At 58.1% G+C, this 24,314-nt stretch carries 25 protein-coding genes and 2 pseudogenes; 9 read left to right on the top strand and 18 right to left on the bottom strand.

Annotation, left to right across the window (positions count from 1 at the left end; translation table 11 throughout):
* Positions 1-346 precede the first annotated feature (346 nt).
* The 6 genes from ACWGXF_RS13765 to ACWGXF_RS13740 form a co-directional block, all read right to left on the bottom strand.
* A complete protein-coding gene (locus tag ACWGXF_RS13765) occupies positions 347-1,345 on the bottom strand; it encodes a tripartite tricarboxylate transporter substrate binding protein (RefSeq protein ID WP_054075477.1) in 999 nt (332 codons plus the stop codon).
* Between the two features lie 103 nt (positions 1,346-1,448).
* Complete coding sequence (nadC, locus tag ACWGXF_RS13760; protein WP_034378190.1) at positions 1,449-2,318, bottom strand: carboxylating nicotinate-nucleotide diphosphorylase; 870 nt, start codon at positions 2,316-2,318, stop codon at positions 1,449-1,451.
* Between the two features lie 150 nt (positions 2,319-2,468).
* On the bottom strand, positions 2,469-3,407 hold the full coding sequence (locus tag ACWGXF_RS13755) for an NUDIX hydrolase (protein ID WP_003071111.1): 939 nt from the start codon (positions 3,405-3,407) through the stop codon (positions 2,469-2,471).
* A 46-nt stretch (positions 3,408-3,453) separates the two neighbouring features.
* Positions 3,454-4,842, bottom strand: a complete 1,389-nt coding sequence (locus ACWGXF_RS13750) for a sensor domain-containing diguanylate cyclase (protein ID WP_054075475.1) — start codon at positions 4,840-4,842, stop codon at positions 3,454-3,456.
* Between the two features lie 700 nt (positions 4,843-5,542).
* Positions 5,543-6,097: a DUF3455 domain-containing protein gene (locus tag ACWGXF_RS13745; protein ID WP_051517695.1), complete on the bottom strand. Its 555-nt coding sequence runs from the start codon at positions 6,095-6,097 to the stop codon at positions 5,543-5,545.
* 68 nt (positions 6,098-6,165) lie between these two features.
* Positions 6,166-6,759 (bottom strand): ferritin-like domain-containing protein, encoded by a 594-nt coding sequence (locus tag ACWGXF_RS13740; protein WP_034378194.1) that lies wholly within the window; start codon positions 6,757-6,759, stop codon positions 6,166-6,168.
* 238 nt (positions 6,760-6,997) lie between these two features.
* On the opposite strand from ACWGXF_RS13740, the gene ACWGXF_RS13735 reads away from it, so the two are divergent.
* The gene (locus ACWGXF_RS13735) at positions 6,998-7,573 is read left to right on the top strand and encodes an RNA polymerase sigma factor (RefSeq protein ID WP_059440735.1); all 576 of its coding nucleotides are present in this window, start codon (positions 6,998-7,000) and stop codon (positions 7,571-7,573) included.
* 18 nt (positions 7,574-7,591) lie between these two features.
* Positions 7,592-8,396 (top strand): annotated as a pseudogene (locus ACWGXF_RS13730) (anti-sigma factor).
* A gap of 602 nt (positions 8,397-8,998) precedes the next feature.
* Here the strand turns inward: ACWGXF_RS13730 and ACWGXF_RS13725 are convergent.
* The 3 genes from ACWGXF_RS13725 to ACWGXF_RS13715 all read right to left on the bottom strand — a co-directional run bounded on the left by ACWGXF_RS13725 (position 8,999) and on the right by ACWGXF_RS13715 (position 10,793).
* Positions 8,999-9,277: a hypothetical protein gene (locus tag ACWGXF_RS13725; RefSeq protein WP_012839754.1), complete on the bottom strand. Its 279-nt coding sequence runs from the start codon at positions 9,275-9,277 to the stop codon at positions 8,999-9,001.
* An 83-nt stretch (positions 9,278-9,360) separates the two neighbouring features.
* Complete coding sequence (locus tag ACWGXF_RS13720) at positions 9,361-10,143, bottom strand: molybdopterin-dependent oxidoreductase (protein ID WP_256628540.1); 783 nt, start codon at positions 10,141-10,143, stop codon at positions 9,361-9,363.
* Positions 10,140-10,793 (bottom strand): cytochrome b/b6 domain-containing protein, encoded by a 654-nt coding sequence (locus tag ACWGXF_RS13715; RefSeq protein WP_054075471.1) that lies wholly within the window; start codon positions 10,791-10,793, stop codon positions 10,140-10,142. The genes ACWGXF_RS13720 and ACWGXF_RS13715 overlap by 4 nt, the downstream gene beginning before the upstream one ends.
* A gap of 720 nt (positions 10,794-11,513) precedes the next feature.
* Between ACWGXF_RS13715 and ACWGXF_RS13710 the strand changes: the two genes are divergently transcribed.
* From ACWGXF_RS13710 to ACWGXF_RS13700, 3 genes are all read left to right on the top strand, one after another.
* On the top strand, positions 11,514-11,903 hold the full coding sequence (locus ACWGXF_RS13710) for a COG4315 family predicted lipoprotein (protein ID WP_256628541.1): 390 nt from the start codon (positions 11,514-11,516) through the stop codon (positions 11,901-11,903).
* Between the two features lie 73 nt (positions 11,904-11,976).
* Positions 11,977-12,936 (top strand): catalase family peroxidase, encoded by a 960-nt coding sequence (locus ACWGXF_RS13705; protein WP_256628542.1) that lies wholly within the window; start codon positions 11,977-11,979, stop codon positions 12,934-12,936.
* A 205-nt stretch (positions 12,937-13,141) separates the two neighbouring features.
* Positions 13,142-13,735, top strand: a complete 594-nt coding sequence (locus ACWGXF_RS13700) for an HD domain-containing protein (protein WP_256628543.1) — start codon at positions 13,142-13,144, stop codon at positions 13,733-13,735.
* A 499-nt stretch (positions 13,736-14,234) separates the two neighbouring features.
* Here ACWGXF_RS13700 and ACWGXF_RS13695 read toward each other — a convergent pair whose 3' ends face one another.
* The 4 genes from ACWGXF_RS13695 to ACWGXF_RS13680 form a co-directional block, all read right to left on the bottom strand.
* Positions 14,235-15,152 (bottom strand): nitroreductase family protein, encoded by a 918-nt coding sequence (locus ACWGXF_RS13695; RefSeq protein WP_256628544.1) that lies wholly within the window; start codon positions 15,150-15,152, stop codon positions 14,235-14,237.
* A gap of 195 nt (positions 15,153-15,347) precedes the next feature.
* On the bottom strand, positions 15,348-15,632 hold the full coding sequence (locus ACWGXF_RS13690) for a hypothetical protein (protein ID WP_012839761.1): 285 nt from the start codon (positions 15,630-15,632) through the stop codon (positions 15,348-15,350).
* 77 nt (positions 15,633-15,709) lie between these two features.
* Positions 15,710-15,955, bottom strand: a complete 246-nt coding sequence (locus ACWGXF_RS13685; protein WP_256628545.1) for a hypothetical protein — start codon at positions 15,953-15,955, stop codon at positions 15,710-15,712.
* A gap of 76 nt (positions 15,956-16,031) precedes the next feature.
* The gene (locus ACWGXF_RS13680) at positions 16,032-16,349 is read right to left on the bottom strand and encodes a winged helix-turn-helix domain-containing protein (protein WP_003071090.1); all 318 of its coding nucleotides are present in this window, start codon (positions 16,347-16,349) and stop codon (positions 16,032-16,034) included.
* Positions 16,350-17,206: 857 nt separating this feature from the next.
* Here ACWGXF_RS13680 and ACWGXF_RS13675 point away from each other — a divergent pair.
* Together ACWGXF_RS13675 and ACWGXF_RS13670 are read left to right on the top strand one after the other, a co-directional pair.
* Entirely contained in the window at positions 17,207-17,668 is a 462-nt protein-coding gene (locus tag ACWGXF_RS13675) for a cupin domain-containing protein (protein ID WP_256628546.1), read from the top strand.
* A 185-nt stretch (positions 17,669-17,853) separates the two neighbouring features.
* A complete protein-coding gene (locus ACWGXF_RS13670; protein WP_256628547.1) occupies positions 17,854-18,168 on the top strand; it encodes a heavy-metal-associated domain-containing protein in 315 nt (104 codons plus the stop codon).
* A gap of 270 nt (positions 18,169-18,438) precedes the next feature.
* On the opposite strand, the gene ACWGXF_RS13665 is transcribed toward ACWGXF_RS13670, so the two are convergent.
* A complete protein-coding gene (locus tag ACWGXF_RS13665) occupies positions 18,439-19,671 on the bottom strand; it encodes a DUF4382 domain-containing protein (RefSeq protein WP_256628548.1) in 1,233 nt (410 codons plus the stop codon).
* Between the two features lie 281 nt (positions 19,672-19,952).
* Here ACWGXF_RS13665 and ACWGXF_RS13660 point away from each other — a divergent pair, with 281 nt between their 5' ends.
* Entirely contained in the window at positions 19,953-20,126 is a 174-nt protein-coding gene (locus ACWGXF_RS13660; protein WP_012839764.1) for a hypothetical protein, read from the top strand.
* A gap of 435 nt (positions 20,127-20,561) precedes the next feature.
* Here the strand turns inward: ACWGXF_RS13660 and ACWGXF_RS13655 are convergent, their stop codons facing one another.
* The 4 genes from ACWGXF_RS13655 to ACWGXF_RS13640 form a co-directional block, all read right to left on the bottom strand.
* Positions 20,562-20,945, bottom strand: a complete 384-nt coding sequence (locus ACWGXF_RS13655; RefSeq protein ID WP_012839765.1) for a DUF6713 family protein — start codon at positions 20,943-20,945, stop codon at positions 20,562-20,564.
* 399 nt (positions 20,946-21,344) lie between these two features.
* Positions 21,345-21,854: a universal stress protein gene (locus ACWGXF_RS13650; protein WP_256628550.1), complete on the bottom strand. Its 510-nt coding sequence runs from the start codon at positions 21,852-21,854 to the stop codon at positions 21,345-21,347.
* Positions 21,851-22,825, bottom strand: a complete 975-nt coding sequence (locus tag ACWGXF_RS13645; protein WP_054075743.1) for a TerC family protein — start codon at positions 22,823-22,825, stop codon at positions 21,851-21,853. Before ACWGXF_RS13645 ends, ACWGXF_RS13650 begins: the two co-directional genes overlap by 4 nt.
* Positions 22,826-22,971: 146 nt before the next feature.
* Positions 22,972-23,484, bottom strand: a complete 513-nt coding sequence (locus ACWGXF_RS13640) for a universal stress protein (protein ID WP_003071068.1) — start codon at positions 23,482-23,484, stop codon at positions 22,972-22,974.
* A 197-nt stretch (positions 23,485-23,681) separates the two neighbouring features.
* On the opposite strand from ACWGXF_RS13640, the pseudogene ACWGXF_RS13635 reads away from it, so the two are divergent.
* Positions 23,682-24,236 (top strand): annotated as a pseudogene (locus ACWGXF_RS13635) (LysR family transcriptional regulator); the annotation flags it as partial.
* Between the last annotated feature and the right edge of the window lie 78 nt (positions 24,237-24,314).

Genomic DNA, 24,314 nt, shown 5'->3' with positions numbered 1-24,314 from the left:
TGAATACAGAAGCAGCTTTGCAGCAGGACAGAAAAGCGGGAGAGCATGAGGAAGCCGCGCGCCATAGCGCCGTCAAGGAATGGGCATCCAAAGGGAACTTCTCCATGCGATGGGCGGCAAAGCATGCCGCCGTGGCGCCAGGGTCTGGTGCCCTGATCCCCGCCTTTGATTATCAAACCCACCAGTCGACAAAGCGAGCCTGCCTTGGGAAGAGAGGCTTGGCTTTTGGTTGGCCTCAGCTATACCTTCGTATAGCTAACTCGTCATATGCCTGAAACAGAACAGGCCACCTTTGCAGGTGGCCCGTCACGAACATGGGCATCCGGCGTCGCCCGCTGGCCTGCGCTCAATCAACCGTGAGTCCGAGCTGCGCGGTCACGGCCGCATAGCGCTCGATATCGGCTGCGATGAGCTTGCCGAACTGGGCGGCAGACTCCCCGGCCGGGGTATAGCCCTGCTCGCGCAGCGCCTGCTGCATCTCTGGCTCGGCCAGTATCTGCGTCAGCATCTGGTGCAGACGGGCAATCACAGGCTCCGGCGTGGCAGCCGGCGCCAGCAAGCCATGCCACTGCTCTACGGCAAAACCGGCCAGGCCCTGCTCGGCCATCGTGGGGACATCGGGCAGGGATGCGACGCGGGCCGGTGCCGTGACAGCGATGGCCCGCACGCGGCCTGCAGCTATCAGGGGCGCGGCGCTGCTGACTGTGACCACGGCCACAGGTAGCTGTGTTGCGGCTACTGCAGTGATGGCCGGGCCGCAACCCTTGTAGGGCACATGCTGGAGGCTTGCATGGGCGGCCTGGGCCAGCATCTCACCCGCCATATGCTGGGGTGTGCCGTTGCCGCAGGAGGCAAATGGCAAAGGCTGGCCAACGCTCGCTCCGGCCAGCGCATCGTGCAGATTGCGCACGCTGCTTTGGCTGGGAACCACCAGCACCGAAGCGATGCTGCCGACGTTGAACACAGCCTTGAAGTCCCGGCGTGGGTCGAAGTCCAGATGCCGGTAGACGCCGGGATTGATGGCAAACGAGCTGTTGGCCATGAGCAGCGTGGCGCCGTCGGGGGCTGCCTCGGCCACTGCGCTCGCTCCGATATTGCCGCTGGCGCCGGGCCGGTTCTCCACTACTACGGACTGGCCCAAACGCTGCTGCATGGCCGCGCCCAGGCGACGCGCCAGCAGGTCCGTGCCACCGCCTGGCGGAAAGGTCACAACGATGGTGATGGGCTTTTCAAAACGGACTACCGCCGTGCCCGCGCGGGCATGCCAAATCCCCGCAGCTGTCACCGCCAGCGCTGCAGCAACCAGTACCGCCCAGCTGCGGCGCCACATAAGCACGGCCTTCATCAATGCCCCCCTAGAACAAGGGACCGCAAGCAAGCGCCGCTACGAAGCAAGGCTGCCCCTCTCCCATGGAAGGAAGCGACAAAGCCGCTCAGGGGGGAGGCCATCAAGCGTCCAAGCCTATATCGAGCACGCGCGCGCTGTGCGTGAGCCAGCCCACGGCAATCTGGTCCACGCCCGTGGCAGCCACGGCAGCTGCGGTTTCGGGGGTAATACGCCCCGAGGCTTCGGTGATGGCCCGGCCCTTGCACATGCCGACCGCAGTGCGCAAATCATCCAGACCCATATTGTCCAGCAGCACTACATCCACGCCCAGTTGCAACGCCACATCCAGCTGGGCCAGCGTATCCACTTCCAGCTCGATCTTGACCATATGTCCCACGCCGGCACGAGCACGCCCCACAGCCGTGGCGACATCGCCGGCCAGCGCAATGTGGTTGTCCTTGATGAGTACGGCGTCGTCCAGGCCAAAACGGTGGTTGCTGCCGCCACCGACACGCACGGCGTACTTCTGCAAGGCTCGCAGGCCCGGCATGGTCTTGCGCGTACAGGTCACTCGGGTGCCGAAGGGCTTGATGGCCTCTGCAATCGAATGCGTGGCGCTGGCCACGCCGCTGAGATGGCAAAGGTAGTTGAGCGCCGTACGCTCGGCCGTGAGAATGGCTCGGCTTTTGCCACGAATGCGGGCGATCTCCATGCCTGGCTGCAGCAGCGTGCCGTCTGCGCAGCGGACGTCAAACTCCATGCGAGCATCCATCAGCACAAAGGCCAGACGAGCCAGATCAAGTCCGGCCAAGATGCCATCCTGCCTGGCCACCAGACGCAACTCGCCCATCGCATCGGCAGGAACAATGGTGTCGGTGGTCAAGTCTGCGGCGCGTCCCAGATCTTCCAGCAAGGCCATGCGTACCAGCGGCTCCAGCATTACATCGGGCAGGGATGGGACGGGCAAGGCTGCAATTTTATTAATGCTCATTTTGAGTATTTTTAGTTCAATAAAAAACGCAAAGACTTCCAGATCGCTTTCAGGCCTTACGCAAACGGACTTATGCTAAGTCTGAGCATTATTTAAGTCAAGCCGCTCCCGCAGTTAAAACAGTCCTCCATCCCAAGAGTGGCTCAGGGGCTAATGACTTCTTGCCAGCGGCAGCTTGTTGCCAGCAATGGCGCGCTCCAGCATTACATTGCGTCGGAAGCGGAACAGCTTGGCCGGGCGGCCCGCACCTACGGCCGTCATCTGGCCTGTTTCCTCAACCAGCGCCTGCTGCTCGATCAGGCGCCGGAAGTTCTGCTTGTGCAAGCCGCGCCCCGCCAATGCCTCCACCGTCTGTTGCAACTGCAGCAGCGAGAATTCCTCGGGCATCAGCTCAAACACCACGGGCCGGTATTTGATCTTGGCGCGCAAACGGGCCATGCCGGTAGCCAGAATGCGGCGGTGATCATTACTCATGGCGGCACCGGGCAGCAATTCGGCCGCGCGTGCTTCATCGCCCTCGCCCCAGGCTTCGGGCACCACACCTGCCTCAAACAGCAGCTCGTAGCGCTGCAGAACCAGCTCCTCGTTCCATTCGTGCTCATCAAGGCCAAAAGTCATTGAAGCTCTTTGCCAGCGTGCACTTCTAGCTACACTATCTGAAGCAGCTTCGCTCCAGGCATGCAGCGCTGGCGCAATGCGCTCGGCAATCACGCCGGGCATCCCGTCGCGCCAGTCCTCCCAGGGAAAGTAGCGGTACCAGTCCTGCCAGCCCGGCTGTGCGGCACCGACCTCATCCAGTTCCTGAGTCAGCGCCAGATAGCTGATGGAGATGACATGCATGCCCAGCTGCTGCGAGCGCTCCCGGTCTGCGAAGGTGTAGAGCTGCTCCACAAAGCCCAGAGGATGGTGGGTCTGTTTCTCCACCCAGGCACGCAAGCTGGCCTGCAGCGAGCGGTGGTTGCTGGTAAAAGGCCCGGCAGGCAAGGCTCGCCCGGACCCGGTGGTCAGGATACGGGGCTGGCCACCCGTGACGGCAACCAGCACTGCCACCAGATCGGCCTGCACGGAATGCAGTTCGGAATTGTTCAAACCACTCAAAAGCTATGAAGACGAGGACAGGGAGGAATAGCAAATTCTACGGTGAGGCAGCCCCTGTCCACGGCTTATCCGGACTCTTCCCCGAAAAGGTCAAGGAATCGCCCTGCGCCAGCAACTCAGGCGCTTGCACCAAAGGCATGTTCATCGACCCCGTGGCGATGGCCACCTGATTGCGCCCCCTATGCTTGGCCCTGTAGAGCGCCGCATCTGCGCGCTTGAGCAGATCGTCCTCGGTTTCGCCTGGCTCCCAGAGTCCAACCCCTAAAGAAATGGTGAAACGCCCCACCTCGGGATCGGCGCATTCCGCCACGGCACAGCGAATGCGCTCTGCCAGTCCTGCGGCCACACCGAGGCTGGCATCCGAGAGGACGATCAGGAACTCCTCCCCGCCCCAACGCACGGCATGGTCATAGCGACGAACCTTGCCGGAAAGCACATGTGCCACCATCTTGAGCACGCGATCTCCGGCAACATGGCCAAAGCGGTCGTTGACCTGCTTGAAAAGATCAATATCGCCCAATATCACGCCATAAGGCCGCAGCTGATTCTGAGCCTGGAGCTGGTTGCGCTTGAGCTCGGTCTCGCCTGCATGGCGGTTGAGCAAGCCCGTCAGCTTGTCGCGGTTTGCGCGCTCGCGCAGCTCCATCTCTCGCTGCACCATGCGGCTGATGTCCTTGGATGCCCCTACATAGTGGCTGATCTGCCCTGACTCGTCGCGCAGAGCTGCAATGCTTTGCTCGGCGTAGTACACGCCGCCGCTTTTGTGACGGTTGATGAAGGTGGCGCGAAAATTGTGGCCAAGACTCAATGCTTCCTGCAACTGGGCATAGAACTCCGGCTCATGCAGGCCCGAGCGCAGCATCTCGGTGGGCTGGCCCAGCAGTTCCGCCGCGCTATAGCCCGTGAGAGCTTCAAAAGCCTGGTTGACAAAGACGATGGTGGAGTCGCGATCCGTGATCAAGATGCCGTCATTGGTCGCATTCAATGCCCTGGCGAGCAGCGCGCGCTCCTGCTCGGCCTGCACACGCTCCGAAATATCGCGCTGCACCGCCACAAAGTGCCGAATGACGCCCTTCTCATCACGCACGGGGGAAATATTCCACTCCACGTGGTAGGTGCTGCCGTCCTTGCGGTAATTCACCACACTGCCCTGAAATGGCAGGCCTTGCTCCAGAGACTCATGCAAACGCTGCAACACCAGTTGATCCGTCAGCGGCCCCTGCAACATGCGCGGCGAGCGGCCCAGAAGCTCTGCTTCGGTGTATCCGGTCATCTCGCACATGGCTGCATTGCAGTACTCGATGACAGCCCCCTCTCCATCCAACCTGGCATCGGTAATCATCACTGCGCAAAAGGACTGAGCCATGGCGATCTCCAGCAACTGGCCGGTGATCGTTCGCTTTGCGATGGCATTGGCACGAATCATGTTTGAACCTCAAGCGCGCTTGCAGTCGTGAAGGCTCATTATTCGTTACTTTGCGTCACTTGCGTATACCAAAAACATCAGCATCTCAGCTTGTCCACGCCGAGCGGCCCTCAGCGGTGCAGCCACCAGGCCATAAACCGGAAATTTCCGGGCTTGTCCCGTTGGCTGAGCTACCCGCTTCCCTTCCCGCGCTCATTACCCATGGTCAGGGACATCAGTAGCTCAAACCGTAATCAGATGGCAGCTGTCAGCCTCGGGCCGACCGCAATGGGTACACGGGGCTGCCCCTTACCAGCCGGTATTGCATTGCCGAAGCCGCCGAGCGACGAAACCGGAAAAGGCAGCCGCCTCGGTGGCGTGCCGCAGCTGTTTCCATGATTCCTAGAAGCAAGCATCAATGGAAAGAAAGCATGGTGGCCGGCTTCAAAGGCAAGATCGTTCTGGTGACCGGCAGTGGCTCCGGCATGGGCCGGGGACACGCATCGTGGCTGCCGAAATCAAGCCCTAGCAGGCCATTGCCGCAGGCGATTCGGGGCAAGGTACCGAAATCGAGGCTCTGGTTACCCAGTGCGAGAGCCACGAGATCCATGGGCACGCTCGCGCCATCTGGCCTGCGTGGGGACTGCACTTCGTGCACCAGGCTGAAAAATGGCGCCACGTTCCGGCCTCTTACAGGGAAGGCGCGCCACTGGACTCTCTGTCAGGCTGCTTTCCAGAAAATATAGTCGGCCCGATACTGCACGATCTGCTTGCTGCCCAGATTCGCGGCTCCGCAGGCCATGCTCGGCGCGACGCCACCCTTGGTTGCCACACGCTGGATATAGGTCACCCCCTGCATGGCTCCCACGCCGCTAGCAGGGTTGGCCTTGACCAGTTGCAGAGGGATATTGCCCGCTCCGGCAGGAGCCACGGCAAGCTGCGTGGCAGTGACCTTGGAGCCGTCATTATTCTCCCAAGTCGCTGGCGGCCCCCAGTATTTGCCGATGACCGTACCGCTTCGCGTTTGCAGCTTGGCATCGGGGCCTACAAACACCCATTCGTGCTCGGCTGCCATGTCCTTTTTGGCTCGGCACTCATAGGTGATCTGGCCAATACCCACGGTCTCCATGGCCACTTTGTGTCCTGCGGGTACTTGCACGGAAGCCGGAAGTTCAGCTTGCGAATACATGGAGTGCGATCCCATGGATGAGCAAGCGCTCAGGCCAAGCGCGGATAGGCACAGAGCAGTCAGCGAAAGTGTATGTCGGTGCGTCATGATAATTCCCTCAAACAAGGTGAGAAATGCACTGGGCAGACTTGCCCGGTACTCGGGGCTGCGGCTTGTCAGCCGCCAAACGTCAAGGCGTTGCCAGGCAGCGGACGACCCAGAGCCGAGCTCAGTGCTGTGTAATGCATGGTTTCATCAGCCGCCAGGCGTCCCGCGACCTTGGCCAGATCACGGCTCTCAAAGGCGGGAATGACGCCCAGGTAGGCGTTGGTCGCCCCAAGTTCCAGTCTTGCGGCAAGAGCCAGTACATCAGCCTGGCTTTTCAGAGTTGCAGCCTTCAGCGATTCGGCATAGGTCTGCATCGGGGCCTCGGCTACCGGTTTGCCCCCCATTTTCTGAATGGTTGCAATCAAGGCATCACGGTGGGCCTTGTGATGGCTTTGGAACAGCAGTGCGACATCCAGCACGGGCTTTTGCAGCAGACCGCTACCGGCTCCCAGCTGGTATGCATTGATAGCCTCATGTTCCAGCCCCAGGGCCACATTGAGGATGGATACATCCTTGGCTGGGTCATTGCCCATGCCTTGAGCCAGAGCTTCGCTGCCTGCCAGCATGGCGACGGCCACCGCTGACAAAGTGCCGGTAGTACCCAGAAATCCGCGTCGCGATGCCATGAGTGAGGGATGGCCTTCAAACAGATTGATCTTCATGATGACTCCTAGTTGGCTGTGGGGCTGTGTCGAGCAATTTCGATGTCCGACCCTTGGAATACGCAGGCTGTGGATCGGTGGATTCAAGTTTTTGAAAATATTTCTGAGCCAATTCATGCGTTGCCCACATCCGGCAGCCGAGATGCTGCGTATAGGTAAACAGGCAAGGTCGGCAATACGCCTTGGCAGTTATCCAACAGCGCCGCATTAAAGAGGCGCTTCTGTTCACAATGGCTGCATGAGCGCCAAAACATCGGACAACGAATTGATGGACTTACTCGACCGCGTCGCAACCCGGGATGAGCGTGCTCTCAAGCTGCTGTACGACCTGACCGCCTCGCGGCTGTATGGACTGGCTCTGCGCATCGTCGCCAACAAAGAGTGGGCCGAGGATGTGTTGCAAGAGAGCTTTCTGGGCATCTGGCGCAGTGCGGAGACCTACCGAGACTCGCTCAGCCCGCCTCTGGCCTGGATGGGCATGCTGGTGCGCAGCCGGGCTTTGGACTTTTTGCGCCGACGCAGGGCCGAGCGCCTGCATCTCAATGTCCCGATCGAGAGCGTGGAAGATCTGTTGCAGGACCAGGATGCGCAAGCGCCCATGCAGCTGATCGAGGCTAGCGAACAGGCCGCGGCATTGCATCAGTGCCTGCAGCAACTGGCGCAGCCCCAGCGCCAAGTGGTGAGCTTGGCCTATCTGAGAGATTTAAGTCATAGCGAGCTGGCCAGCTGCCTGAAGCTGCCGCTGGGCACCGTCAAGACATGGATGCGCCGCAGCCTGGAGCAACTGCGCAAATGCATGGCCCGCCATGTCTGAGCGTCAGGAGTCCACATCATGAATCTGACTCGAAACCCCGAATTGCTCGACCGCCTGGCTGCTTCCTATTCATTGGGAACCTTGCACGGGGGGGGCACGCCGACGCTTTGAGCAACTGGCACGCGAATATCCGCAGGTACGGGCGGCAGCATTGCTGTGGCAAGGTCGCTGGTCGGCCTTCTCCGAGGTTCAGACTCCAATACAGCCCGATGCAGCGGTCTGGACACGCATAGTCAATTTGCTGCAAGCCGAAGATGCCAGCATCAGACTGGCTCGCCAACGTGAGGCCGCTGTATCGAAGCCGCCAGTGCCATCACTCGCTTGGTGGCGTGGGCTGGCCCTGGCAGGTGGATTGGCCACTGTGGCGGCTGTCTCGGTGGGACTTTGGTTTCAGCGGGGGCTCGAAGACGCCTCACAGCAACAACTGTCTGCGCTGCAAGCTCAGCTCCAGATGACACAGGCTGCACTGCAGGCTGCTCCCCAGATTCAGTATGTGGCGGTGCTGGCCGACGGCAAGGCCGATGCATCCATGCTGGTGACGTTCGATCCTCGACATAAGCAATTGGTGTTGCAGCGTGTGAGCGGCTTTAAAGAAGCGGACAACCAGTCTTTGCAACTATGGGCCTTGCCCCAGCAAGGCGCTCCGCGCTCTTTGGGCGTCATGGGTGATGGAAAGCTTGAGCAACTCACTGCGCAGGAGAGCGATGTGAACGCAATCCCGGCCCTGGCCATCAGCCTGGAGCCGAAAGGCGGCGTCCCCAGCTCAACGGGGCCGACTGGCCCGGTGCTTTTCAAGGGCTCACTCATTCGCCGAGATCTCTGATTCGCGTCTCCATTGACACTGCAGCGAACTGTGCCCGATGTGTCCAGAACCTTTGAGGTTCTGCCATAAGTGGCGAGTCCTGTCGCTGCTTTCTGCTGCAAAAACGGTGCATCGGCTTGCTCTCCCGAATGAGCGCCTTGAATTGCTTGGCAAATGCGCGGCCATCATTCAGGCTTCCTGGAGGCGCAAGGTAAGTTGCGACATCGCCGTATGACCATGCTCAGGACATGCTGACGTGGCTGCCTGGATGGATGTGCGGCTACAGCCCCCGATCTCTTGAATCACCAGCAAGAATGCCGGTGATGATTGGCACCTGCTACGGCTAGTACAGATGCCGACCCTTGAACTTCGGACTCCAGCCCTCCAGCGCATGAACGAGCCGGCTATCTTTCAGGACAGCATCTGCTCGTCTTCCGGCCGCATCGTGACAGCCCAGCCCAGCCCAGCCCGGCCCGGCCCGGCCAGAGTGGCCCGGACTGGGTGGTCCGCGCGTTGTGATTGCAGGAACAAAATGAGCTTGATGCTGCGTCAGCTGCGGACGCAGTAGCTGGAGTGTGGGGAGCGACAAGACGTCAAGATGGCTATTGCCGCTCCTTTGCTTGCTATTTGCCCATGGCGCCCTTTGACATTCCTTCCTTACCCATGGCGTCCTTGCTCATCTTGTCCTTGCCCATGTGATCCATGGAAGACTTTTCGTCCTTGGTCATTGCGCCCTTGCTCATGCTCATGGAATCCTTGTGCTTGGAGTCCTTGCCCATGGCAGGCTTGTCCATTTGATCTTTTCCCATGGGCTCCTTGGTCATCGCATCGGCTGCAAAGGCCGAAGTGACGCTCAATGCCAGACACATGGAAAGCGCGGTGGTAATGAATGCGTGTTTCATGATGGTACTTTCTTGGCTCAGGTGGAAAAAGACGGCATGCGCCGCAGTGGGAACAGGAGAGATCGGTTTGAAGAAGTGTTTCCTCAGCTGCCGCCGAACCAGTTGTAGCCCTGGTCTTCCCAGTAGCCGCGGTTGAAGGAGTTGCTCACGAAGATGGCCCGTATGTGCTTGGGATTCTTGTAGCCCAGCTTGGTAGGCATGCGAAGCTTCATCGGGAAGCCATATCTGGGTGGCAGAGGCTGCCCATCCAAGTCGAGTGCAAGCAGCGTCTGAGGATGCAGGGCTGTCGCCATATCGATGCTGGTGTAGTAGTCATCGGCACATTGAAAGCCTACATAGCGGGCACTGAGGTCAGCTCCCACGGCGCGTAGAAAGTCACCAAAGCGTGGACCACCCCATTTGCCGATGGCGCTCCAGCCTTCCACACATATGTGGCGCGTGACCTGCGTGTACTTTGGCAGCGCGCGCAGCTCGTGGAGCGTCCAGCTGCGCTTGTTGGCCACAAGGCCTGTGACCTCCAGAAGAAAACTGGCTCCGTCCACCTCCGGAACCCTGCTTTCGTCATAAAAAGCATTGAAGGGAAATGGCCGGGTGATCATGGATTCGGGATAAGTGGGTGCAAGACGCGAGGAGTCGAACAGCCAGCCCTGTATACGATCGTTGAAGCACGATATCCGGGAGAGCGCCGCTTCTGCTGTGGCGTTGTCGTCGATGCGGCACCCACTGAGCAGACCGATACCGCCCAGTGTGAGACCTCGTGCCAGAAACTGCCGACGCGTTGATTGCGACAACTGCCTGTCGATCAGTCGACTAGCCTCGGCGACCACGACTTCACCGTTGTCCCTATGCCAGAGGGATGTGCTCATGTCGTGCTCTCCTTGATCGCAGGGCGGAACGTCGGGCGGCCCAGCACCATGAGGAGCAAAGAGCGCGGAACCAGTACGACCATGAGAAGATGAACGGCAACAAAGCAGACAATGGCCGCCATGCAGTAAAAATGAATGCGTCGTGCCATGTCGTAGCCACCCAAAAGCTCGCGCAGCAGCGGAAACTGCACCGACTTCCAGATCACCAAGCCACTGAGCACCAGCAATATCAAATCTGCAACGGCAAACAGGTAGGCTGCACGCTGCAGCTGGTTGTAGTGACTCAAGTCTGAATGCGACAAACGTGCCGTCAGTGCGAGCCAGGTGTCACGCAATATGCCGCGCACAGTGACGGGAAGCATGCGCTGCGCAAACCTGCCTGTGAACAGATTGAGCAGCAGATAGGCAAGCCCATTGAGCACGAACAGCCACATACCCGCGAAATGCCATTGCAGTGCGCCGCCCAGCCAGCCGCCCAGGGTCAGGCCGGCGGGAAAGAAGAAGTCAAAAATGGGCGAGGCGTTGTAGATTCGCCAGCCGCTCATCACCATGACCAGCACAGCTAGTGCATTGATCCAGTGGGTCATACGCAGCCACAGCGGCTGAACTGTGGCGCTGCGCTTCGGCGGTTGATGTGCAGGAGAAGGCATGAGCACATTGTTTTGCGCACCTGATCTCGAAGTCCTCACCGAAAGTTCAAAAAATCGTGATAGTTCGGCAAGCGCAGTTGATGAACTGAATCGAGCCTCTTCTACGCAGTGCTCAGCAATTGCCTTTGTTGTCAGCAGAACTTTGCAACCTTGACGAATGCGTGTCTCCATGCTTCGGGGCAGTTGCAGCACAGCCAAGACCAAGGGCTTCCAGCCTGTTTCTCGAGGGTTCACAGTCCCTCTTCTTGAACGACAAGACTATCGAGGATTCACAGCCGAACAAAGCTGCAGCTCCCATGCCTGCGAAGACTGACTGGCCGGCCACTCTGCTTCCAGCAACTGGGCTCGCTTAGACGACGGCATCAGAAACGCCTGGTTGGGCGAGCGCTTCAGGCTTGAGCGGGTAAAGGCGGATTGTTCTGGCGGCCATCTGCTTCGCAATCAATGACTACCCGACAACAGTGGTGCAGACATGTATCGCTTTTGGGGCGATGCAGCTCATTCATAAGCTGCTTGACCCGGCTGCGCACTGGTTTTCATCGACAGCTGCGAGCCGCAGAGATCGGCCCCAGAGACATGTCTATTGGGTGACGCGGCCTGATCTACGCATGGCCTGCATCGTTGACATCAATAGAGATTGAAAACCGCGTAGTTACCGCTCTGCATGGAATAAACCGCTTCGTTGAACTGTTTACAGCAAGTCAACCAAAAGGAGACTCCATGACCCGCTTCGTTTTCCTTGCCGCCCTGAACTCGGTGCTGCTGGCGGCCTGCGCCATGACATCCGGGACCCAGGCACAGATGCCAGCCTCCGCCATCAATGGTGTGCTCGTTGGCCCCAATCAGATGACGCTCTATGTCTTCGACAAGGATGCCGCTGGTTCCGGAAAAAGCGTGTGCAACGGAGTCTGCGCCACGAACTGGCCTCCGTTGATGGTGGCCGCAGGCAGTGCTGCTAGTGGCGACTGGAGCGTCGTGATCCGCGACAGCGGCGACAAACAATGGGCCTACAAAGGCCGTCCGCTCTACTACTGGGCCAAAGATGCCAAGCCAGGAGACAAGACGGGAGATGGCTTTCTCCACAACGTCTGGCACACAGCCCAACCCTAAGAGTCCAAGGTCCGACCATTGAAAGGAAGAAACAATGAACCGCAGAAAAATAAAGCTCGCAGCGGCTTGCGTCATGGCACTGCCCCCGGTTTTTCTCCAGGCTGCTGAACCTGAAGTGACGGCACCCGAGGTGGTCCAGGCTCTGGAGGGTACCTTTGGCGTACACCAGGGACAGCGCCGCAATCACATCAAAGGAAGCTGCGCGATCGGCGAATTCGTCGGCACCGCTGAGGCGGCCGGTTACTCGCGCTCCCTCTTGTTCACAGGCAAAGTCGTTCCGGTAATCGCCCGCTTCTCTCTGGCAGGTGGCAATCCCAAGGTCCCTGATGCCGCCAGGAGCGCGCGTGGCATGGCGCTGCAATTCAAGCTCCCGCAGGGGCAGTTGCAGCAGATGTCCATGTTGAACACCCCCATGTTCGGTGCATCCAGCCCCAGGACTTTCCTGGATCTGACTTTGGCCCAGCGCCCGGATCCCGCCACCGGCAAGCCAGATCCGGAAACGCTCAGCGCATTCAAGGCTTCCCATCCCGACAATCATGCCCAGGCGCAATATTTGGCCAGCCACAACCCGCCGGATAGCTACACCCACAGCGCATTCTTTGGAATTCACACGTTTAAGTTCATCAATGCACAAGACAAGGTGATCCCGGTGCGCTGGCGCTTCGTGCCGCAGGAGGGTGAGAAGTCTCTGAGCAACGAAGCATTGAAGACTGCAGGTGCCGACTTCCTGGAGAAAGCCTTGATCGACAGCACGGCGCAAAAGCCGGCTCGCTGGGACATGCTGGTGACTATAGGGCAGCCTGGCGATCCACAGGACGACCCTACGCAGCCCTGGCCTGCACAGCGGCCCGAGTTCAAGGCCGGTACATTGACGATCACCAGTGCTTCGCCCCAAAAAGCATCCATGTGCGAGTCGATCAACTTTGACCCTATGGTCATGGCCGACGGCATTGCGCCGACCAATGATCCGGTGCTCCGCTTTCGCTCCCAGGCCTATGCTGTGTCATTTGGCAAGCGCTTGAGCGGTCAATGAATTCCAGGATCACCTCGAATGGATCAAGACATCCGGGCATCCGAGACTGCGGCCGGCAGACCTTGCAGTTCGCGGTCGAACCAGCCTGTGTGCTCTACAGCTGCGTGCATCCGGCAGAGTGCATAGGGCGAATGCTCGTCTCCTGGCCTCCCTGGCTTTTCAGCATGCGACGACCGAGAACATATGGGTCTTTATAGAATCGGGCATGGATATCGACAAGATCAAGGGCCGTCTGGCCTTTCTGCAAGAAGCGGAAAAGCTCAAGAGCGTGCTCCGAAGCGCGCACACATCGACAGGCAGGACGGAGAGCACCGCCGAACATACTTGGCGTCTGTGTCTGATGGCGATGACATTCGAGGACGAACTGGCCGGCATGGACATGCTCAAGCTGCTGAAAATGTGCCTTGTGCATGATTTGGGCGAAGCGATTCACGGAGACATTCCTGCCATCGAGAAAGACCAGCATCCTGACAAAAGCGAGCAGGAAAAGGCCGATCTGCTGCATCTCACACGCTCGCTCGATAAGTCGCACCAAGCCGAGATCCTTGCGCTTTGGCAGGAGTATGAGGATGCAGCATCGCCCGAAGCCAAAGCCGTGAAGGCACTGGACAAGCTGGAGACCATTCTTCAGCACAACCAGGGAACCAACCCGGTCGACTTCGACTACGGATTCAATCTGACCTACGGTCAGAAGCACACCAGCGCCGAACCTCTGTTTTCATTGATGCGCAGAATCCTCGACGAAGGCACACGCCAGAGAATGGCCGAAGCCTCCTGCAATCCTGGCCAGTCGCTCTAGGCCACCGTCAAGCGACTGCCGGCAAGGCATTTCTTGTCTGAGAATGAGTGTTGCAAAGCAGCCCTTGGTCGTCGCAATCGAGCTGCTGCATCGTGCTCGGGTGAGCAGCAGCGTACGAGAATCGACAATCACAGCAGTTGGAATGGTTCGACTGCTCCCCAAAACCTGACTCTTCGATTTTTCATACGGCCTCGGTCGAGCACAGTCGCGGCTTTGGGCCAGAAGCTTGCGACCGCAAACCTCAGCCTCTGGACAGATATGCAGCGGCAGCATCGAATCGAAACATCAAGCAGCACTCCTACCTGGCAAACGCATGATCTTTGGGGGCTTCGAGCCCTCAGTCGAAGTGAAGACCTGAGGCCAGCCTTCGGGCCCCGCTGCCCGTGACCCGCTCAAGCATGCCGGTCATCTCCTTGCGCAAACTTGGCCAGTCAAGAGCAGCACTCGCAGCTTGCCTGCAAAAGCATGCCGCCTGCGTCTGGCGAAGATGTCGCATAGCTTAGCGGGAAGCCTGTGATTCGGAGATTGCATTGCTGGCCGCCGAATCAAGGCAGACCGGGCTTCTCGCAGGTGTCTCAACACTCGGTTCACCGGAATGCCAGAAGGCTCTCACAGAATCGAGCATGGCGGGCTTTCGCTGCGACGGCGCTTCCCTGATGCTGCCGAGGCTGATGAATCCGGCCAGATACTCGGTGGACTCGACCCCCAGCTCAGAGCAAAGCAAAACGTCGAAGCAGCGCTCTCCGCTGAGCATGATGGCACCAAAGCCGAGTTGATGCGCAGCATTCAGCAGGTTGCCCAGCGCTGAGCCGGCTGCCAGCCATTGTTCGCGCTCCGGCACCCGCATGCGCAGCTTGGGCGAAATGATGAAAGCGAGCAAAGTCGGGCTGCGTGTAGCGTGCTCACGCGCACGCCTGAGGTCCTCAGTGGAGGCTAGAGGGTCGCGGCGCAATTTCTCCTGTTCGAATAAATCTGCCAGCCGCGCTCGAGAATCCGCGGGAAACACCAGTACACGCCAAGGATGTAGACCACCATGATCTGGTGCGCTTAACGCCGCCTCGATCATCAGGTCGATCTCCTGGCTGTCCGCTCCAGGTGCCTCAAGTCGCTTCGGTGAGACGGAGCGTCGATCTAGAAGAGGGGCAATTGCCTTTCTGCTGTTCGAAGCCGCAAATACATGCTTGAGGGTGGAAATGGCCTCCGACAAGCCTTGAGCCCAGACAACGACCTTCTCGCCTTCAGTCGTGAACCCCCGAAAGACTGTCCCGATTTTCACCAGGGAACAGCCGTACTCGCGTTCGGCTTCTGCCACAGCTTTCTTCAACTGCGCTTGAGAGATTTGACATGCAATTGCTGCTGCCGCCCAGTCCTGCTCCCGATGGAGGGCCAGCAGGTAGGAAATGTGATCTTGCTTCACTAAAGCCCTCTACTAAACATGATCGTCGCGAAGTACGAACAAGGCATTGATTACTCGAACCAGCTTATGAGCGGTGATCTGGGCGAGCCGTGTTCGTCATGTCTTTGCACATAGAGCGCACACCTTCTCGAATCGATGTCTGCCCTTGCAAAGCCGCACCTGCTTGCGCAAATCTTTGAGGGGGAAATGTGACGTTCAGTCTGCAGCCCCTGAATATCGAACCAAGGGACGCAGCATGGGTTTGAGCGGATCAGGCGTGTTGTCCAACTCGGACAGCGCATCCGCCTGTTCATACAAAGCAGCAGTCACGCCTGGTGAGTACGCCTGGTGCAGGTTGGCCACTTCAAGACGGGTATACAGAGCAGACGCGATGGCCTTGCGGTGCTCTGGCCGCTCGAGATGGAGCCCCCAGATTGACTCCTCCAACAGTATTTCCAGCACTTGCAGCCGCTCTTCGACGTTGAGCTTTTCGCTTCCCATATAGGTCTCAATTCACATAAGCACAAGAGTTCGGGAGACAGTGGCAGATGGAAGCAGGAGGAGCCGCTGCGTGCCAACTAGACGAAGTCTGCCATGCCAGCCTTCGTTATATTCAAGTATATATTACGAAAAGATGAGCCCCACTGAATAGGGTGGGTGAAAATGGGGCTGCACTGCTGGCTCATGGTTTGCGAGAAGCAGGCCAGCGTTTCTGGCGGAATTGATGCGATGCATTCAGCGCCCTGCCCTTGTGGTGACGGGGAGGCGATGAGCGTTGAGCGATGAAGCTCGTACTTGGGCTGCAGCACGAAGTTCAATGCCATGAGAGATTCTTTGCACCACGCCACTGCGGGCCACGCAGGATGCCGCTGCGTGCCAGTGCTTGTGCCGCCAGCCTGCCTAGCTGCTGTGGACCAAGGCGACCAGCTTGTCCAGATCGGCTTGACATGCCCTAAGAGCATGTTGCTCGATACGCCTATACAGAGCAATCACCAGATGCCCCGTTTCAGTGAGCTCCGTACCACCGCCATGAGAACCTCCCGTTGATGTGATCACCGCCGGCTTATTCAGCGCATGATTGATGCCATCGACCAGCAACCAGGCCCGGCGGTAGGACATGCCCAGGGATTTGGCTGCCGCAGCAATGGATTTGGTTTCGTTAATGGTCTCCAGGAGTTCGATTTTCCCAGGGCCGATGGCAATGATGTCACCGGCCATAACACGCATGCGCAGCTTCACTTGCGGTAAAGCGCGATTGGAGCGTGAAGGTGTATTGGACATGTGGTTTGAAAGCGCAAGATGTGAAGTTACTGAAGGCTCAGCGTAACCACGTCGCCCTGGGCGGAACTATTCCGGCACAGCACGAATTATGACGATGGCTGAAGCCTCAAGTCCGAAGTATCAGCCTAGTCAACAAGCTCGGTTCATATGGTCGGAGTGCCAAAACCGCTGAACATCGAGGCTGAATGCGCGGCAATAGGCCTTCCGCTCTTTTGCGTGAGCCCTGACCGCGGACTTTGTCCTAAATCATTTGCTGTATGCGACGACCGCTCATTACTGCGCAGCCCCCCTGGAGTCGTGGCTCAGCTGAGCGCTGTGAAGCGATGACCGACAGGCCGCAACGTGACCATGAGCAGCTCCAATCGCGGCAAAGCCCTCTTCTGGCACATGACTGCATGGTGTCGATATGCGACAGCCGCAAAACCTGCCGTTGTTGTCAATTGGCTCTGCGATCTGCCGACTCCATGGCCTCACTCCATATCGGAACCTGTGACGCCGCATACCGGAGCAAATTGCAGGTTCTGCAACCTCGAGCTTGGCAACCGCGCCCCCTGGTGCCTCTTGACTCCAGGTTGTCGAGAACCGGCAGCTACCATGAGCTGCACACACAGACATTAGCTTTAGCATTGGCATGGCTTGTAAACCCAATCCGCCTGCAATAGGCTTTGATACCTCCTGTCAACATCTGTGAAGTGCGCATGGCGGATCATCACAGCCCAATTCAAGAGGCTCGTCCCTGATGACGCGTGCGATGTCAGCGGCGATGTGTATGGGTCGCGCGCAAGGAGACTCTGATGTCTCATTTCTCGTTCGCTCGTTCAGCCAGCCTCGTCGCGCTGGCAGTGATTCCTATGGCATCCTGGGCCATCCACGGCACCGAAGGTGTCGAGTGGGGAGCACCGCCTCCGGTTCTCGCCAAAGGAGCCAAGTTCGCGGTACTCCTAGGTGATCCCAATCAACCTGGCCCCTATGTGGTGCGTCTGTCCGTGCCCGCTGGCTATCGCGTCTTGCCGCATTGGCACAGCCAAGCCGAGAACGTGACCGTCATCTCGGGCACGGTCATGATCGGAATGGGCGACAAGTGGGACTCGAAGGCACTCAAAGTCCAAAAAGCCGGCAACTTCGGTTCGATTCCGGCCAAGACCAATCACTTCGCCATGTTCAAGGTTCCAACAGTGATCCAGATCCACGGGGAAGGCCCATTCGACCTGAACTACGTCGATCCGGCAGATGATCCGCAGAAGACGCACAAGTGAACCCAGGTTGCACTATCAGCGTGCTCTCGGCGGAGCCGCTGGCGTGCCCCCTCGCGCAGAGCAAGTGCATCAGGAACAGCTTGGCACATGCCATCGCCCCCGGTCAGCATCGTAGATACAAGGCATTTGACATTCTCATGATGTCAGGGTTGAGACTTGACTCACAACCTTGAAAGGAGCATGCAATGACTGCTTTTCGTGTGACCGACATGACATGCGGTGGCTGCGCGGGGCGCATCAAACGATCAATTGTGGCCATGGATGACAAGGCCTGCATCGAGTTTGAGCTTAAGAAACGAACCGTGCTTATCTCGGGAACCGCATCTGACGCCGAGTTTGCAGAGGCCATCCAGGATGCGGGGTATACGCCTGAGCTAATTGAACCGACCTCCGCCCTTGCAGGCAATGCAGGCAATGCAGGCCCAAATACTGCTCGATGCAAATGCCGGGCGGCTCATCCCGGTGTTTCATGCTGCGGTGGCGATGATTCGCCCTCATGAGAGGCTCGGGTAATGAGGAGACCGATTGAGCCAGGGGCCTCGCCAGAGCGATCGGTTCACCCTCCTGAAGTGCTGGTGCATCCAGCGTGCTCGTCACTTGCCGGAACTCCCGGCGCTTCACACTGCGATTGCAACCCCGGTGATCTCCGATGGATGAAATGAAAGCGGCCTGAAAGGCCAGGCTTTCATTTGGGAAGCAGGCGACAGCATGATCTGGGCATGGATACGGAATGCCACGAGCAGCATTCCGACTCATTGCCCAGTTTTTTCTCAAGGTGCCAGAACCAGATCCTTGGTGGTCACACTGTTGGCGGCTGTCAGCGTCACGGCTGGCGCAGTGGTCTGAGTGGTGTAGCCGGCAGCGCTACCCAAGATGTTGTACTTGCCAGCGGCAGCGGTGTCTGCAGTGAAAACCAAAGGCCCGCTTGCGACGTACGGTGCTTTATTGGGAGCCCCCAATGGAAGAGTCAAGCTGTAGTTTGCATTGGAGGGATCAACCAAAGTCCATGCGACGTCCAGCTTCTGACCTGCACTCAGCACCTGTTGGGCATTGACCTCGGCATCTGTCAAAGGCGTATTGGATGTGTTTGTCACCTTGCCCGCAACAGTCGCCGAAGCAGATGTCGGCAGCGGAATGGGGGCTGTCGATGCGTTGAGCGTGGTGGTACCAGCAGCGATCGAGACAGGAACGCCAGTCACTGCGGCGGTGGCCAGGTTCTGGCCTGCAAGGACGACGGTGTAGTTGGTGTTCTCCGGCAGGTAGGCCAGCACGAACTTGCCTGTGGTGGCATTGGGCACGGTGGCGCGCAGGTTGTTGTCCGGGTCACGCGTGGACACTACAACGCTGGAGGCCAGAGCAGGATCCACATAGCCCACAATTGCTGTAGTCAACCGTTTGATGACGGCCACCACGGGTTTGAGGTTGTAGTTGCCTGAGTTACCTGCCTTGACAATGGACTTGCAGGCATCGAAGTCCAGAACCATATCGGCGACCTGGCCGCCGGTGACATTGAAGTTGGCCTTCAGCTTGAAGCCGCTTTGTTGGCCGCTGGGAGTGGTCAGCGCGATCTCGTTGGTCGAGCCCGACAGCACCAGTGCATTGGCCAGCGGATTGGCTGATGTCGGGTTGGAAGGATTGTCAGCCAGCACCAAGCGGACTTGCTGGTAGTTGCCAGCCGATAGCGGCAGCGAACCCAATTCCTGCAGCACGCCATTAGTAAGACCGAGCAGGTCAATGCGCTGGGCAGGAATCGTCAGCTCGCTCCAGCCGGCATCCGTGGCACCAGCCGTAGCGCTCTGATGCACGCGGATTTTGGTGACAGTGACATAGACATGATCATAGCCACATGCCGGAGCGTCGGTCATGGCCAGCTTGAGCGTGCCTTGCTGTGGGGTGCTATCGCCACCACCACCGCCGCCACATGCTGCCAGGCCGGCAGCAATCAAACCCAGACCCGTCCAGCACAAGGCCTTGGCAGACCGGAATCCATGCAAGTTGCTCATACCTTACCTTTTTGAAAACAAAGACAGCGCAATGCTAGGAGTGCCCTTGGATACAGTGTTACGACTCGTAGAACCCAGTATTCGAGCCGGTCTATGTGCGGATCCAATCATGCTCTACCTTCGGTAACAAAGCCATTGAAACCTGCCTCCATATGCCACGGTCATCGCCGAAAATAAGGCATGGTCGAGGTGATTCAGGTATGGGAGCCATGAAGGCTCGGATGCCAAACCTGCATTGCCGCCATTGAGCAATCATTGATAGAGAAGTACAGACAAAAGCCATGCTGCGCAGCAAATTGGGAACACTGCTGGTGGTCAGTGCGGCACTTTCTTGTGCAGCAGGATTTGCCCTGGATGCCCAGGGCAGCATCGCGAACCTTGAGCTCTGGATAGCTTTGGCAATCCTGCTTCTCCTCAGCGGTGCAGTCCTGATCGTCTTGGGACAGAACGACTAGCCCTTTGAGGCCGAACGACGCTGTTGCCAGCATCAATCGCGACCGCCAGTTCCAGGCCCTGAGCAAAAGAAATAGTGACGTCACCGAGATCCTCCCGATCATTCTCAGGACCTCCCTGCAGCTCACGGTGACATGCGTCAGATGGAAAGGATTTCTATGAAAAAAATGCTAGCGCTGGTCGCGACAGCTTTGCTGCTCAGCGGCTGTGTCGTGTATCCGAACGGCTACTACGACGACGGATACAGAAAACCCCACCCTCATGGGTGCCCACCTGGGCAAGCCAAGAAAGGCAACTGCTAGCACTGAACCTCGCTGTGCTCAGCCCATAAGCACTTGCAGACATGAACCCATCCGATTGACTGTCATTGGCCCATCATGGAGCCACCGTCGACACAGGCTGACTGCCAGCACAGACCGGGATCAGGCGGTCACCAACTAAGGCAAATCTTCTAGATGGCGCAGAGCCATTAGCTGCCATATCGACAGAATGAATGTAGCCAGCATCAGCGCAATCGACATGGGCTGAATGAATGACTCGCTGCCTTGGAAGAAGAAAAACGCGTGAATGCCTACGGTCAAAAGGCCGAGACAGGCCAAGAGCTTGTAGAAAGGCAAGCCGGTTTTCATGTTGGCGACAACCCGGCTGTGCGAGTACATGACCAATCCAATGATTGGAATATTGAGGAGCAGATTGATTTGATTGCCGCCAGGAATGAGGAACAGCTCCCATTCATGCCAATAGGCAGCGTCAATTTGATGCGTGATCAGGATGGTGGCATTTGCCAGAAAGAGAAGGCGAAGGCGGTCTTGCATGGGCATTGACAGTGCGTCTGTCTATTTTGCGGACATAAAGACTACCCTGGCCGGGTTCTTCAAGCAATTCCATCGGGGATCGCCTCGCACGACCAAGAGCGACAGGTCATGAGCGTTTGCGGGCTGCTCGGGCTGGACTTGAGCAAGTGACTTGACGCAGGCTGCTCACCATGCAGTCAACGTGCCCCCCAAAACCAGCCGTTGCCCGCAAACCCGTCAGATCCGGCCACGGAAAGACTGCACAGGCCAAGCACTCACTGCAGCAACCACTCCGCAGGAATTCGATTGCCGATGCCTGCTTGGTATCCACTCTCACCAGTCAAGCATCGCCGGTCCGCTGAATGCGTCAGCTCGGCGCGAATGCAGACAGTCTGTTGCGTCGGCCAACTCCATGTAGATATTGACTCAACGCACGATCAAAACCGGCATCCGTGCCAAGCGCAAGACTTTGCAAGTCACAGACCCGAGCAGTACGGCTTCTGTTGCCGTTAGCCCGTGGGAGCCGATGCAAATACCGAAGCAGCCAAGAGATTCAGCCAAACCCACGATCGCGATTGCATCATCACCGATGACGACGTGAAGATGCCAGGGGATAAGGGTAGCTGATTCTGCGAGCGCTCGGCGCGCCCTGGCCGTGGCTGCCCAGCCGTATCGACCCAACTCTGCCTCCGCCGCCTCTTTGCTCAACCAGGGTTGCACATTCACGAGGTCAAGCATGCTGCCTTGCCCCATTGCCACCAAACGCGCACCAACGGCAACAGCACGCGAAGAGCATGCAGAGCCGTCCACTGCCACCAGCCAACGTTCGCCGCCGGTGTTTGCACAACTGCATTCGCCTTTCCACGTCAATGAAATCAGCCTGCCAAGGCTATCGCGCCGCTCGAGATCAGGCGCAGGCATCGCTGCATCGCTCATAGAACACTCCTTGAAGATTTTCGGCCTGAGAGCTTCACGCTAAGCAGCACGGAAATCAGGACAATCGAGCCAACAATGAGTAGCGACCAATGCACGGGCATATGAAACCAGGGCATCATCAGCATCTTGCCTCCGATATAGATCAGTACCAGAGCAAGGCCGTACTTGAGCAGGTGAAAGCGTTCGGCCATGTCGGCCAGCAGGAAGTACAGCGCCCTCAAACCCAGTATCGCGAAGATATTGGATGTAAAAACGATAAATGGGTCGGTGGTGACAGCGAAGATGGCCGGAATACTATCCACGGCAAAGACCAGGTCACTCGCTTCAATCATCAGAAGCACCAAGAACATTGGTGTTGCATGAAGCAATCCATCGATGCGTACGAAAAACGACTGGCCGTGAAAGCCTGACGCTATACGCATGTGGCAGCGCAACCAGCGTAGCAGTGGATTCTTTTCCAGATCGGGCTTTTGCTCGGCCATGATCAACATCTTGCCGCCCGTGACCACGAGCAGCAGCCCAAAAACGTAGAGCACCCACTCAAACTCGGAAACGAGCCAGATTCCGCCGAGAATCATTGCTGCCCGCATCACGATCGCTCCAAGAACCCCATACAGCAGCACGCGTCGCTGCAACTCTGGCGGGACAGCGAAGTAGGTAAAGATCATCACGAAGACGAACATGTTGTCTACCGACAATGCCTGCTCTATGAGGTAGCCGGTAAAGAATTCAAGTGCCTTGCGATTGGCAATTTCACGACCTGCGGTAGCGTCCAAATACCACCATAACAACGCGCCGAATGTGATGGCAAGAGCCATCCAGGTGGCAGTCCAGCTTGCGGCCTCCTTGGCCGATACGCGGTGAGCCTTGTTTCCTCCGAGGACAAATAGATCCAGGCCCAGCATGATGAGCACAAAGACAATGAAGCCTATCCACATCGGGCCGGTTGCCAAAGTTTCGATGTTGTGCATGAAATGGCCCCAAGCGTTTGCTTCTTTGCCTTGAGATACTGCTTGCACCATGGGCCGCTGACATGCCCCGGCCAACCGCAGAGACAAGGCGAAACAACGGCGTAGCGAGGGCAGTGCGAGCGGCTCTCAACGTCGCTGTCGAACTCTTAACTTGAAGCCATCCATAGAGCCACAATGCCCGCTCCGGCACCGACTCCCGCTGGAATACCAATGCGCTCCAGCTTCGAGGCAGGCCCGCCCGGGATCACCTCTACAGGCACGCTGGTTCGCTCCAGCACCTGATTCGTCACTGAATTCTCGATAAGACGCACCAAGGAGCTCTTGCGTGCCGTACTCATGACAATCAGGTCGCAATGGAGCCTGCGCGCGACATCCACAATGCAGTCAACCTTGTTGCCGACTTCCGAGTGGACAGCATATGGAATCCCGGCGGCGTCCAGCATTCGTCGAGTGGTCAAGAGCGCCGACTCCGTCTGCTCGTGGTGAAACTCCATCCTGTCACTCCTGCTTGAGTAATCGGTGATGAGTTTCGAGAATGGCGGCTGCACGTTCAGGAGATGAATCTCCAGATCTTCGCTCTTCCTGAACTCGTCGATCACGTGACGTATTGCAAACAACGAATTGGCTGATCCGTCTGACGGGACAAGAACTCTCAGCATGGTGCTTCTCCTTTGAGGTGAGCTGCTTGGTGCAGTGGCTCACCTGAGTGAAACCTCGTTCAAAGACCGCTTGCGCCTTCTGATTCGAAGGTTCTCTGCCGAGCACTTCTCCTGGCCCTGGACAACACCAACGATAGCGATGCAGCAATTTAATAAAAGCAGATAATTCGGAAGCAATAGCTCCGAAAAGCCGAACAATGAGCCCTGGCTTCAGTTACAGGCACCTTTACTATTTTTGGGTTGTCGCCAAAGAAGGAGGCATGGCCCGTGCTGCCGAGCGCCTGGGCATGGCTGTACAAACTGTTAGCACCCAAGTTCGTGAGCTGGAGCGGTCACTGGGCTATGCACTGCTCAAACCTGCAGGGCGAGGCGTTGTCCTGACAGACGCAGGACTTGCCGCCATGCGACAGGCAGAGCAAATCTTCCAGCTAGGGGAACAGCTGCCTGCGGTAGTGCGTGACGCAGTGGGCATGCCGACCATGCGTTTGATCGTCGGTATCGCCGACGAGTTGCCCGAGCTGGCGGTGCGAAGCCTGATGCAACCTGTGATGCAGGAACCCCATCTTCGACTTTTGTGCTTGGTTGACGAATTCGAGGATTTGCTGGGTGACCTGGCTTTGCATCGACTTGATGTCGTTCTTGCCGACCGGGCCGCTCCTCCAAACCCCAACCTCAAGGTCTATAGCCACTCTCTGGGCTCATCCCCATTGGCCTGGTACGCACCTGCATCCTTGTTTGCGGCAGCTCGGCAAGGGGCGTGTCCGAATTTTTGTGTAAACGGTTCGGACTTCAATTGACGGAGATGCGGTCTCCGAACTGAATGGTAAAGC

It is taken from the genome of Comamonas sp. HJ-2 (assembly GCF_053615495.1).
This window is presented reverse-complemented; position numbering and strand designations above follow the sequence as displayed.